We start from the raw sequence: 12,548 nt of genomic DNA, 5'->3' as shown, positions 1-12,548 counted from the left end.
ATACCTACTCAACTAAATCAGATAAAATTTTCAACAAATTTTTTACATAAATATATTACATTAAATATCAGCAAATTACACAAAAAAGCTTCAAATTAATGCTCAAAAGCGCCATTTAAAATTACATCAAAAAAAAACAGGTTAGAAAATAAATTATTTTCTAACCTGTTTTTAGGAATTAAAAAAAAGCTTAACCTTTTGGCTCATCTACTGTTTTTGGAGGTCGTGGTCCTCGCTTATAAATCACCAGGCCATTTAGAAAATTTCTTAAAATCTGATCTCCGCAAGCTTTAAAATTTGGATGGTCATCACTCCTGAAAAACGAACCAAGTTCGCTTTTAGTAATTTTGAAGTTCACCAGCTCCATAATTTTAATAATGTCATCATTGGTCAGCTCCAGCGCTACACGCAATTTCTTAAAAATATCGTTATTGCTCATTTTTTTGAACTTTTTGTATGGTATTTAGATCGGCTTCGGATAAAGCAATTACATTGCGATTTCAATTTTCACCTTTTTATTTTTGATTTTCTCATGGGTTAAAGCGTGTAGTACTCTTCCCACCATATTTCGCTTCACAGCTACATATGATGCCTGATCCTTAACCTCGATCAGTCCCACATCTTCTTTCTGCAACCCACCTTTTTTCAGCAACAAGCCTACAATATCAATCTTGTTGACCTTATCTTTTTTGCCTGCAGCAATATACAGGGTCTGCCATTGGCTATCTTTAGGTAAGGCATAATTTCCTTTCAGGTTTTCAGTTTCAAGATCCCCCTTTAAAAAAGGGTATTTCTCATCATCTGCAATAACCAGATAAGCCGTTCCTTTTGCATTCATACGGGCGGTACGTCCATTACGGTGTAAGAATGCATCCTCCGTATAAGGCAACTGATAGTGAATGATGTATTCTACCTCAGGAATATCCAGTCCACGGGAAGCGAGGTCTGTTGTAATCAGAATTCTGATACTTCCATTTCTGAATTTCAACAATGCGCGTTCCCGCTCATCCTGCTCCATTCCACCATGAAAAATATCATGCGCCAAATCTTTATCAATCAGCAAATCACTGATCCGGTCTACCGTTTCTCTATGATTACAAAAGATTAATGTGGTTTTGTTGCCTATTTTACAAATCAACTGAAATAAGGTATCGAGTTTATCTTCGGCTGAAGTCAAGACCTTTTTCAGCTTCAGATCAGGTGCAACTTTAACATCTTTTAAAAAATCAATCTCCACCGCTTTCTTTACTCCTGTAAAATCCGGAATCTCTTCCATTGCAGTAGCAGAAGTCAGTATCCTTTGTTTTAAAGAAAGTAATTTGGAAATGATATAGGACATATCTTCCTGGAAACCAAATTCCAGTGCTTTATCAAACTCGTCCAGTACCAGGGTACTAATCGGAGATTCGTCAAAATTTTCATGGCGCAAATGATAAGCTATTCTCCCCGGAGTGCCAATTAACACCGCTGGTGGCTGTTCAAAATTATTTCTTTCTGTCCGTACCGGATGTCCGCCATAACAACAGTTTACCTTAAATCCGGTCCCCATTTGTTTAAATACCTGTTCAATCTGTAAAGCAAGCTCACGTGAAGGAACAAGAATCAGGGCCTGAACCCCTTTTACATTTACATCCAGGTTTTTGAATAGAGGAAATAAAAAACCTAATGTCTTTCCGGAACCTGTGGGTGCCAATAAAACAACGTCACTCCCCTTCCCGGCAGCCGCAAGTGATGCCTGCTGCATCTCGTTCAAAGAAGTAATTTTTAATTTCTCCAGTATCTTTTCTACCATAATGGCACAAAGATAAGGCTTAAAATTTCAAATACTTCTTCCTCAAGTGCTTCATAGAACTATTTAATTTCGCATCCAGGTTCATCAGCATACTTCCACGTTTAGAAATCCAGGTGGTCATCTTGCGGTTTGCCTTTTTGATCGGCATGTATACCTGCTCATCTAACAGCTCCTGGTAGTCGTAAGGAGCTCTGCTTTGCTGAAGTAAATAAAATTCGTTAATCAATTCACTCTTCATAATGCTTATCTTTAGGTTAATAAATTGGTCCTTAAATAATTGAACGAAAATTCAAAAGCCATTAGTATAACAAATGCAGTCCGCAAGGGTTTTATTTTTTTGTTGAGCTAAAAAGGGGCCTCCCATCTTAAATCCGTAGCATAAATAAACTCAAGCTGTTGAAAATTAAGGATTTGTTAGCAATTAAACAATAAAAAATTAACCGGTTTTTAATTTAATCAGCTTATTTTTAGGAAACCTGAATACGGGTTGTTCACCATAACACCAATAACGTATGACCTGGAAGAAATTTAGCGGCGAAGTGATCCACTCGTCAATCTTAGAAGAAGTAGAACAAGCCATCATCAGGGAAACCGAAAAAGGGTTCCGTCTCAAGGTCTGTATCGGTACAGACTCTCAGGTAAAGGGCGCTTTAACTGATTTTGCCACCGTAATTGTTTTATTAAGAGAACATCATGGAGGCTTTATGTACATCCATCAGGAAAAGACCCTTCAAAAGATGAGCATTAAAGAAAGAATGTTGGTAGAAGTACAGAAATCCATTGAGACAGCTTACTCGGTATGTGACCTCCTGGACCTGTACGATGTAGACCTGGAAGTTCATGCTGACATCAACACCAACCCAATGTTTAAGTCTAACAAAGCATTAAACGAAGCTATGGGTTACATTTTAAGCATGGGCTTTATTTTTAAGGCAAAACCAGAGGCTTTTGCCAGTTCTACCTGTGCAGATAAAATGGTACACTAGTTACCATTTTTGATTTTTTGTAGCAACTGCAGGAACAGCTTTGGCTGTAGGGGGATTTATTGGCTGCTCTGACATCGACTGCTTAAAACGCTCTGCAAAAAGTTTAGCCTCTCTGGCTGTTGCTTTTACATAACTCTCCCATTCTCCTGCATTTAATTTTCCCTGCTTACGCTCCAATGGAATTCCAATTGTAGTAGAAGGAACAAAATTACCATAACGATCCCGTTGATAAGGGATAAAACTAAAATCGGTCAACCAAAACCGGTATTTACCAGGCTTAAAATCTACATACAGACGGTATAACACCTCGCCAGACGGTCTGCTAAGTACAAAAGCCGTTTTATTGATCAACAATTTACCTTTAGCGTACCATAGAGAATCCACTTCCTGCACCTCCACTGTCAGCTCTTTGGCCTTATCAAAAAACAATCTGGCCCGCTCCTTCAAAGTAGCCAGATCAACTTCTTTCTTCTCCACTACCTCATAATAGATCAACTTCCCCCGTTCATCAAGTGGCAAAGCTTTATCCTGAGCCAATCCGACTGCAGTCATACCACACAATAGCGCAAAAACAAAGATTCTTTTCATCATAATAGCATGAATTAAGGAAGGTTGCTCAAAACGTTTTCTTATAGCACACACGTTCAGAACAACCTTCCAGGGTAGTTTAATAGAGACTAAAAGGCATATACCACCGCCAATGCGAATTGAGACGCATTTTTCGATGGATTTAGGTTCTTTTTCTTAAACATATCTGAAGAGGAGCCGTTATCCAGCCTTACCTCAGGGATAAAAGTCAGTCCTCCTGCCTTTACATTTCCTGAAAGCGTCAACGCAGCAACATGCTCATCTGACTCCCCAGCAACTCCTTTCCAATTGAAATATTCACCCCTCAGGCCGAGAGAAAAGGCAGTAGTGAAAGCATTTTGCACATACAGAGCCGCTCCGCTGTAACCGCCACCATCATTGGTGACCGAATAGTCAGCGGCATTCAATCCCAGCTTCACTTTTTCCGTCACCTGATAGGAAGTTGTCAGATCCAGAATTGTTCCGGTTCCCACTGCACCCGCCGATTTGCCCGACAACACATTCAGATAAGCGGTCCATCCCTCTACAGGGCTCACCGTAAGCTGGGCACCGACATGAGACACCCCATTCAGGTCTTTATATACATTCCAGTCATTAAACAAGCCCACCATTAAACTCACCTTACTGGAAAAGGCATAAGCTCCCTTAATTCCTGCATTTTGAAATGGTCCATTGGTAAACAAATAAGAAGTGGAGTAATTATAATTTCCTGTTGGAGAAATCACCTCATAACCGATAAACGTACCCATATATCCGGCGGTCATCGTAAACTTATCGGTAAAAGCATAAGAAGCATACAAATTCTGAATATGAAAGGAATTGTCGTCCGTTCCATCTCCATTTAACAATGATCCATACTGACCTCGTGGCCCAAAGGACAATTCTCCCACAAATGAAGCTTTTCCTGTAGTTTTTTTCAGGGCCAGATCAATCATCCCTAAAGAGATGGAATTCTGATCATTTGCAAAGCTGGTTCCGATATTCGGCACTTTAGCAAAATCATATTTATAATAGGTATCCACAGAACCAGAGATTTGCAAAGGCGCAGCTTCCTGGGCATAGGAAAATGAGGCAAAAGATATAGATAAACTAGTGAGTATTGATTTTAGTTTCATAGTTTGGTCGGTTTAGGTTGATTTTAGGTTGCGGGCTCGAATAAATCTGGTCAGGATTTATAAAGGGATATTAAGTGGTTGGCTCTTGTTCAATTTCCATTCCTGTAGAAGCTACAATCAAAGTACCCTGAAAATATTTTTCATTGTGCTGACTTGCATCTAATCCCTCTTCTTCCTCTTCAGAGCTCACACGAATTGGCTGAATCAGGTTGATGAATTTGAAAATCACAAAGGAAACAACAAAGCTGAATACAATTACGATTAACACTCCTTTCAACTGGGTAAAGAAGAAAGCCGGATTGCCATATAACAAACCATCGACACCTGCAGAATTCACTGTTTTAGTGGCGAATACACCAGTAAGCAACATTCCTACGATACCACCTACCCCATGACATGGGAATACATCTAAAGTATCATCCAGACTTGTTTTTGATTTCCATGCCACTGCAAGATTAGAGATCACTGCTGCAGCTACCCCAATAAAGATGCTGGAAGGAATACTCACAAAACCTGCCCCCGGAGTAATTGCAACCAGACCTACTACCGCACCTATACAAAAACCAAGTACTGAAGGTTTTTTACCTCTGGCTACATCAAAAAACATCCAGGACAAACCAGCTGCCCCAGCAGCAATATTAGTTGTCGCAAAAGCAGATACGGCAAGGCTATTCGCACCTAAAGCAGAACCGGCATTAAAACCGAACCAACCAAACCACAGCAAACCTGTACCAATCAGTACATACGGAATATTGGCAGGAGGAATCTCCTGGTGTTCCTGGTGACTTCTTCTTCTTTTCAATACCAATGCACCTGCCAAAGCAGCCATGCCGGCAGAAATATGTACAACCGTACCACCAGCAAAATCAAGCACCCCCATTTTAAACAGGATACCATCAGGGTGCCAGGTCCAATGTGCCAATGGAGAATAAACGAAAAGGGCGAACAAAACGATAAATAAGATATAGGAAGTGAAACGGATACGTTCCGCAACGGCTCCTACCACAAGTCCTGGAGTAATGATGGCAAACATCAATTGAAATAAGGCAAATAAAGTTAAAGGAATTGTTGGCGCCAGGCTCCATGCAGGCCCGGAATTCACCCCATGAAAGAACATATAAGTTAAAGGATTACCGATCAGCCCATTAATACTCTCCCCAAAGGCCAGGCTAAAACTTACAGTTACCCATAATACGCTGATTACTCCTGCAGCAACTACGCTTTTAATCATTGTAGAGATTACATTTTTACGATGAACCATACCTCCATAGAAGAATGCAAGGCCCGGAGTCATCAAAAAGACAAGTGCCGTGGCAACAAGTATGAATGCAATGTCGGATGCATTGTATTTTCCCTCATCAAAGTTCGGAAGTAAGGGAGTAAAAAGGGCTAAAATTGCAATTATTGATAAAACTACAAAAGGACCCACCTGTTTTAATAAAATTTTGGCCATAATTATTAGATTTTACTAGTTTATAATTGATTTACATCGGTTATTTTTTATAAATCTAGAAAATATTCCTTTTATAATGAAGTTTTTACAAAATAAAATCACAAAATGAATACATAATCATCAATAAAATCATCAAAATAATAAAAAACACAAAACAAAATGACCAATTTTTCTAACAAAATGATAAAATCACAGCAAAACACCAGATATAATATAGGATATCCTAAAAATTACAGACTAAAAACTAAAAAAGAGATAAAAATTACGAAAACACGAAAACAAGTAGATAAAAAAACTGATTCCTCAAATTCCCGTATATTTATAAGCAATGAAATCATATCAATTACATTTTAGTCAGCAACTCCCTATTTCTCTCTCTGAAGCATGGGATTTCTTCTCATCTCCGATGAATCTGGCACAGATCACGCCGGACGATATGGCTTTCGAAATTACTTCTGCCCCACAACTTAAAACGATGTATCCGGGAATGATTATTACTTATAAAGTATCTCCAATACCCGGTATTCGATTCAACTGGATGACAGAAATTACCCAGGTAGTACCACAGGAATATTTTATTGATGAGCAACGTTTTGGTCCATATCAGTTCTGGCATCATCAGCATCACTTCAAAGCGGTTGAAGCCGGCGTCGAAATGACGGATATTCTGACCTATGGTTTACCCATGGGCATATTTGGACGGATGGCCAACGCTATTTTTGTAGCAGATAAGATCCGGAAGATCTTCAGCTATAGAAAAGAAAAAGTAAACAGTTTATTTGGGATTTATCCTTCTACCGGAACATAAGCGGATCCTTGCACCACTCCCCTGCGTTCAATCTCTTTATCAATATAAGTCTGGATCGCAGATTTGTTTAATCCCCAATTTGGCGCAATCAGTAAGTCCCAATCAGAGATACCAAACAAACGCTGAATCACAATATCAGGTCGTAGCAAAGGGATCAGCTTACAAAGCAAATCGGTATACTCCTCTAAAGAGAATAATTTGAAAGGTTCTTTTTTATATTTTACCCCCATAATAGACCCTTCTACAATATGAAGGTGGTGGAATTTCACAAATTTAATCTGGGGAAATCTATTGATCTCATGAATATAGCCCAGCATCATCTCTTCTGTTTCCCATGGAAAACCAAAAATAGTGTGGACGCATAAGTCCAGCTTCGAGTTTTCCAGTAATTTCACTGCCTCAACAAATTCACCGTGACTACAGCCACGGTTAATCTGGTTCAAAGTTTCATCGTAGATAGATTCCATTCCCATTTCCAGATCCACATCAAAACGATCTGCATAACTTTCCAGTAAAGCCACTTTTTCTGCATCAATACAATCCGGACGTGTGCCAACAGAGAATCCGACTACATCTTCTGTATTAATGGAAAGTGCCTCATCATACATCATCTTTAAATAATGAACCGGTGCATAAGTATTGGTGTTTGGTTGAAAATAAACAATGAATTTATCCGCTTTATAAAAACCTTTTCCTCTTTCCATCCCCTGCTCCAGCTGTTCACGGATTGTAGGAAGTTTCCGGGAAAGTTCCGGAGTGAAGGAATCTACATTACAATAGGTACAACCGCCATAGCCTTTACTGCCATCACGATTAGGACAAGTGAAACCACCGTCAACAATTACTTTGAATACACGCTGCCCCTTATACTTCTCTTTCAAGTGCGTTCCGTAATTCTTATATCCTTTTATACCTAAGTCCAGTAGAGTTCCCAATTGCTTTTATTTTTTCACAAAAGTACGGCTTTTATTTTTGTTACACTTTATAGGTAATAAACTTCTCGTAGCTTTTCCCATTTAAAAGAAAAATGAAAGTAACCTCATACCCTGCAAATCCATTCTTATGCAGATAAATAGAAACAGGTTCATTAAGCCGATCAATAAATTTCTCACAATAATGCTCAAAATTATGATCGATAAATTTATACTGATACTGAAGGGAAAAATAATTTAAATTGATCCGTAAAGTCGGACCATTCATGACGATAAACCGGTTATAATCGGGTATTGCACGCATAATATGACGGTTCCCCCTTACCCAATTCGCCATACTTTTATTAAAATGCTGCTGATCAATTTCTACAAATTCTTGCACATCCATAACAGCGCAATATTACTAGTATTCTTAGTAAAAGAAAAAAATAAGTTTATATTGCTTTACTTATCAACCCTCATCGCTTCTATCTCACTCATATACTGAGAGAAAGCCTGCATATAAGTTAGCTCCGAGTGATCAGGCTGAGCGATAAAATTTTTAAAATCCTCCAGATCATTGACTGTAAAGCCCATCCTAACAAACAATTCTTTATCCATTTCCCAATCTTTCAGATTCACCTTTTTCCCTCCCAGCTTTCTGTACATAGACAACCCGTAAGAAAAATCCTTATACTCAGGTGTTTTTCTGAAATCACGGAAAAAGTTCACAATAGTCCGGTAAGTTGCCGGTTTTCCAGCCCTCACTTCCTGTAACATCAACGTCCCTAACATCGCCCCTTTCAGGAAAGCACTATCTACCGGATCAAAATTGCCACAACGTTTTAAAATCTCAATGTCACGTTTTAAGGCCAGGTCCTTTTCTCCGGATTTATGTCTTACAAAATAAGGCTCCCGATCCAGGATCTTTTCACAGTCCAGCCCCTCTTGCCCAAAACAGCAGATCCCAGTAAGCATCAATACCGAAAAAATTAACAGCAATTTACTCATCCGCTTCATGCTCCCTTTTCTTTTCATTTTTTCACAAAGATACGAAACACGATTGCAACCTATTTGCAATAAATTAAAGATTTCCAAAGTAAATTTATCGGACAGTCTTTGACATTTCAGCATCCACCAGAGACCCTAATGACTTTAGCCGTATTTCCCCGGAGTTGGGAGAGTGATATAAAAGCCTCCATTCTCCGGATCTGGATTTGAAGATCTCATAAACGGATTCGTTCACCTCAACTTTAAATAAATCCACCCCTTCCGTCAGTTGATAGACGTGATAATTTTCCCTGCGGCCTTTTATATGTAATTTCTTCATTTGTCAGTGGTCAACAAACAACATTTCATTTGTGTTATCAAGCGTAACACATTAAGGAACCCTCTCAACTATATTGAAAGTTTATTAATAATTACTACGCAAATGTAAATATACACGCTCAATTCTAAACCATCAATTAAAGTTTCACATTTTTATTGCTTTTTTAGAAGTTATTTTCACACATTTTTAAGCAGGAAAGGGAAATAACCTTTAAAAACAGACTTAATTATAGAATTCCTTTCATTTTCAAAAAAAAAGGTAAAAACTTTTCATTTCAACAGCACTTTCAGCAAAATGATCAATAACTATCAACCAGGACCAATCCCGGTTTTTAATTATTTTCATAAAAATTTGCGCAACTAAATGATTGCACTTATATTTGCAATCATTTAGTTGCATATGAAAATAAGAAGAGACGTATTTCAGGCCATAGCAGATCCAACCCGCAGAGAAATCATTGAAAAGATTGCTCAGGGAGCAATGAACCTGAATGCCATCGCCGAGACCTTTAACAGTAGCCGGCAGGCCATTTCCAAACACATACAGATCCTTACAGAATGTGGGCTGGTAGTGATCACACAAAGAGGAAGGGAACGCTATTGCGAAGCCCAGCTTGACAAATTGAATGAAGTATCCGACTGGGTAGAACAATCCAGAAAACAGTGGATTAACAAGTTCGAAAAACTGGATAATTACTTAAATGAAATCAAAACCAAAGACCATGAAACAAAATAAGAAAGAAAAAGAACTGCTCATCAATCATCTTTTTAACGCTTCTCCCGAATTGGTGTTCAAAGCATGGACAGATCCTGAGCAATTGAAACATTGGTACGCTCCTGATGGTTGTACCATTGAATTTAAATCCATCACTGTAAAAGAAGGCGGGAGTTTCCATTCCTGTATTCACGACCCCATTCACGGAGAATGCTGGATTATGGGTACTTATCAGGAAGTTGTTGCTCCAGAAAGATTAGTTTTTTCCATGATCCTAACAAATGAACAAGGACAAACGCTGCGCTCCGTAGAAGCAGGAAAAGCAGAAGACTGGCCGGAAGAGATCCAGACTACTGTTACTTTTAAACCTATTGGAAATCAAACGACAGTTTCTGTACACCAAACAGTCGCTGAAGCCGCAGCCAAACAAAGTGGAGCTTACCAAAGCTGGATCAAAATGTTTAACAAACTAAATGCTATTTTCAGCACTTAGCCCCAAAGACAGGAGTCTTCTTTTCTCCATTTCCAATCAGGTATCGGTCTCCGATACGTTATGATATCATTAGCACTATCTGCAAAAAAAACCGGGCTGGCTTTCGCCAGGCCCGGTACAAGGAAAATTTAACGTATTATTTATTTAAGAAAAATTTTTCTCACCGCATTATTACTACTGTCTATAAAATAGATATTTCCAGCTTTATCTACGATCACATCACCGATACTACCCGCTTTAGCCTCATTTAAGCTACCATCTACCGCCCCTCCTCTTGTAAATTTGGCAAGTGTAGTTACTTCTTTCGTTTTCGGGTTCAGCTTTCGGATAGCGGTATTGCCTGCATCCGCAATGATGATGTTTCCATCGTTATCAGCAGCCATGCCATTGATGCTGGCAAAAGCTGCAGCCCTGCCAATTCCGTCCGTATGTCCATAATTTCCACCAATAACGGAAGTCATGTTCTGGTTAGTCGTTAAATTATAAGTATCAATATAAAAATTCTCATTGTTCAACTTATAGATAATATTGTCGACAACTACAGGACGACATACATCAGACATGGAAGTGATGTTAATTGTGCTTCTCAATCCTTCAGGATTAATTCTCCATGCTCCGTTAAAAGATCCGAGAACATACAATATACCACGACCATCAAATGCCAGTTTATTGATGTTTCCAAAACCTATTGCAAAATTGCTAACCTCGCCCTGCGGACTAACTTTTCTAATGCTCAGGTTACCACCATCGCTGATGTAAAGGTTGCCGTTAGCGTCAATGTCCATCCCGGGATCTGCAGCAAAATTAAATAAAGCTTCGGCACCCTTTCCGTTCTTATTGCCACGTTGTCCCGTAGGGCTTCCCGCAAACAAGGTCACCACACCCTCAGGGCTAATTTTCTTTATCCTGCTGCGCTCGACTTCCAGTACAAAAATATTGCCCTGCCTGTCTATTGCCAAACTACCAGTCCGGAAAGCAGAAATATCCAGATCCGTGTTTCCAGGACCTCCCGCTATGGTCAGCACTCCTGCTCTGCTAAAGACAACCGGCGAGATGGCTTCAGCGCCATTATTTATTACTTTTACAATGCCTGTGCTTAAACCGATAGGCGCCTTTACCACAATGGTGCTTTCCGTAGCACTGAGTATTGCTGCCGGCAATCCATTAAAAGTCACGGTATTCTGAGCCGCATTGGCATTAAATCCTGTTCCCGTAATGGTCACCTGAGTTCCGGCAAGGCCGTTTTCAGGACTCAGCTTATTAATTCCCAGCGACTGATCTTTAAATTCCGGTCCCTGCACCACCTGATCATTTACACTTAACACTACTTTTCCGTTTCCGGTATTTCCGGGAAGTGTTAAAGTCAGCTTTGTTGCTGAAGCAGTAGTTACCGGAATAACTTTTCCGTTAATGCTTACTTTATTCTCTTCCAGAATTGTACTGAAAGTATTTCCGACAATGGTCATCACCGAACCTCCGGGACCGCTCAGGGGAGAAACGGTCTCGATCACTGGTGGAGGAACGACAGTGAAGACGGGTCCGGTAACTTTTTGTTTATTGATCGTTATCGACAATGGCCCCGTACCTACTTCCGCGGGAGCAACTACCAAGAGCGATGTTCCACTAGCTTCTTTCACCAATGCAGGTTTACCATTAAAGTCTACATAATTACCCTCCGCAAGTTCTTCAAATCCCTCTCCGGTAATCCTCACCTGGGTACCTTTCCCCCCGGTTAATGGGCTAATGCCTGCAATCGCCTGGTATTTAAAAGTCTGCCCCATGGATTCCTTCCCATCTACTTTCACTTTCACCGGTCCGGTACCTACTGCTTCAGGAACCTCCACCACTAAAAGCGTATCTGAGGCACTCACCACAACACTCGCTTTCCCGTTGATAAACACTTCAGCAGGACCTTTTAAGCTGCTAAAACCAGCACCTGAAATCCGGATGTGTGCACCGGCAGCACCATTTGAGGGACTAATCCGCTGCACACTTAATTCCTGATAAGTATAACGGCCAATATTCAGCGTCTCTCCCGATACTTTCATCACGATCTCTCCCGTACTTCCTTTTTGCGGTGCTCTCAGCACCACAGCCGTAGCCGTTGCGCTCACCACATCCGCAGGTGTACCTGAGAATGTAGCGGAAATATCCGAAGGATTATTACTGAAACCGGTTCCCTCTACGGTCACCAGTGTTCCTTGATTTCCACTGTTGGGATAATAGTCCGTCAGCTTTAACGGCTCTTTAATCATTTCCGTTTTGTCCTTTTTACAGGCAGCCAGCATCAGCAAGACCAGGCCGAAACCGAACAATCCATTTTTCATCATATTCTTTACATGTAGATTCATCTTCATT

At 40.0% G+C, this 12,548-nt stretch carries 15 protein-coding genes; 4 read left to right on the top strand and 11 right to left on the bottom strand.

Annotation, left to right across the window (positions count from 1 at the left end; translation table 11 throughout):
• Nucleotides 1–190: 190 nt before the first annotated feature.
• From BFS30_RS14455 to BFS30_RS14445, 3 genes are read right to left on the bottom strand one after another with little or no spacing between them, the layout of a single operon-like run.
• Entirely contained in the window at nucleotides 191–439 is a 249-nt protein-coding gene (locus BFS30_RS14455) for a DUF1456 family protein (protein WP_069379932.1), read from the bottom strand.
• Nucleotides 440–487: 48 nt separating this feature from the next.
• Nucleotides 488–1,795 (bottom strand): DEAD/DEAH box helicase, encoded by a 1,308-nt coding sequence (locus BFS30_RS14450; protein ID WP_069379931.1) that lies wholly within the window; start codon nucleotides 1,793–1,795, stop codon nucleotides 488–490.
• Between the two features lie 16 nt (nucleotides 1,796–1,811).
• Nucleotides 1,812–2,030 carry a hypothetical protein gene (locus BFS30_RS14445; RefSeq protein WP_069379930.1) on the bottom strand — a complete coding sequence of 73 codons (219 nt, stop codon included), beginning with the start codon at nucleotides 2,028–2,030 and terminating at the stop codon, nucleotides 1,812–1,814.
• A gap of 274 nt (nucleotides 2,031–2,304) precedes the next feature.
• On the opposite strand from BFS30_RS14445, the gene BFS30_RS14440 reads away from it, so the two are divergent.
• Nucleotides 2,305–2,778: a ribonuclease H-like YkuK family protein gene (locus BFS30_RS14440; protein ID WP_069379929.1), complete on the top strand. Its 474-nt coding sequence runs from the start codon at nucleotides 2,305–2,307 to the stop codon at nucleotides 2,776–2,778.
• Here the strand turns inward: BFS30_RS14440 and BFS30_RS14435 are convergent, their stop codons facing one another.
• From BFS30_RS14435 to BFS30_RS14425, 3 genes are all read right to left on the bottom strand, one after another.
• A complete protein-coding gene (locus BFS30_RS14435; RefSeq protein WP_237028583.1) occupies nucleotides 2,779–3,369 on the bottom strand; it encodes a hypothetical protein in 591 nt (196 codons plus the stop codon).
• A gap of 86 nt (nucleotides 3,370–3,455) precedes the next feature.
• Nucleotides 3,456–4,481: an outer membrane beta-barrel protein gene (locus BFS30_RS14430; protein WP_069379928.1), complete on the bottom strand. Its 1,026-nt coding sequence runs from the start codon at nucleotides 4,479–4,481 to the stop codon at nucleotides 3,456–3,458.
• A 70-nt stretch (nucleotides 4,482–4,551) separates the two neighbouring features.
• Entirely contained in the window at nucleotides 4,552–5,934 is a 1,383-nt protein-coding gene (locus tag BFS30_RS14425) for an ammonium transporter (protein ID WP_069379927.1), read from the bottom strand.
• Between the two features lie 328 nt (nucleotides 5,935–6,262).
• Between BFS30_RS14425 and BFS30_RS14420 the strand changes: the two genes are divergently transcribed.
• Nucleotides 6,263–6,742 (top strand): SRPBCC family protein, encoded by a 480-nt coding sequence (locus BFS30_RS14420; protein WP_069379926.1) that lies wholly within the window; start codon nucleotides 6,263–6,265, stop codon nucleotides 6,740–6,742.
• On the opposite strand, the gene BFS30_RS14415 is transcribed toward BFS30_RS14420, so the two are convergent.
• From BFS30_RS14415 to BFS30_RS14400, 4 genes are all read right to left on the bottom strand, one after another.
• Nucleotides 6,721–7,677 carry a TIGR01212 family radical SAM protein gene (locus tag BFS30_RS14415; RefSeq protein WP_069379925.1) on the bottom strand — a complete coding sequence of 319 codons (957 nt, stop codon included), beginning with the start codon at nucleotides 7,675–7,677 and terminating at the stop codon, nucleotides 6,721–6,723. The two genes, BFS30_RS14420 and BFS30_RS14415, sit on opposite strands and share 22 nt — an antisense overlap.
• Before the next feature lie 40 nt (nucleotides 7,678–7,717).
• On the bottom strand, nucleotides 7,718–8,062 hold the full coding sequence (locus tag BFS30_RS14410) for a hypothetical protein (protein ID WP_069379924.1): 345 nt from the start codon (nucleotides 8,060–8,062) through the stop codon (nucleotides 7,718–7,720).
• Between the two features lie 56 nt (nucleotides 8,063–8,118).
• On the bottom strand, nucleotides 8,119–8,691 hold the full coding sequence (locus BFS30_RS14405) for a hypothetical protein (protein ID WP_069379923.1): 573 nt from the start codon (nucleotides 8,689–8,691) through the stop codon (nucleotides 8,119–8,121).
• Nucleotides 8,692–8,758: 67 nt separating this feature from the next.
• A complete protein-coding gene (locus BFS30_RS14400; RefSeq protein WP_069379922.1) occupies nucleotides 8,759–8,983 on the bottom strand; it encodes a hypothetical protein in 225 nt (74 codons plus the stop codon).
• 399 nt (nucleotides 8,984–9,382) lie between these two features.
• Between BFS30_RS14400 and BFS30_RS14395 the strand changes: the two genes are divergently transcribed.
• A complete protein-coding gene (locus BFS30_RS14395) occupies nucleotides 9,383–9,718 on the top strand; it encodes an ArsR/SmtB family transcription factor (protein ID WP_069379921.1) in 336 nt (111 codons plus the stop codon).
• Nucleotides 9,705–10,190, top strand: a complete 486-nt coding sequence (locus BFS30_RS14390) for an SRPBCC family protein (RefSeq protein ID WP_069379920.1) — start codon at nucleotides 9,705–9,707, stop codon at nucleotides 10,188–10,190. Before BFS30_RS14395 ends, BFS30_RS14390 begins: the two co-directional genes overlap by 14 nt.
• Nucleotides 10,191–10,330: 140 nt before the next feature.
• Here the strand turns inward: BFS30_RS14390 and BFS30_RS14385 are convergent, their stop codons facing one another.
• Complete coding sequence (locus tag BFS30_RS14385) at nucleotides 10,331–12,547, bottom strand: IPT/TIG domain-containing protein (protein WP_083252055.1); 2,217 nt, start codon at nucleotides 12,545–12,547, stop codon at nucleotides 10,331–10,333.
• Nucleotide 12,548: the final 1 nt, after the last annotated feature.

Origin of the sequence: Pedobacter steynii, assembly GCF_001721645.1 — a bacterium.
Taxonomy (GTDB): Bacteria; Bacteroidota; Bacteroidia; order Sphingobacteriales; family Sphingobacteriaceae; genus Pedobacter; species Pedobacter steynii_A.
The sequence above is the reverse complement of the archived record's forward strand: the minus strand, read 5'-3'. Positions and strand labels throughout refer to the sequence as shown.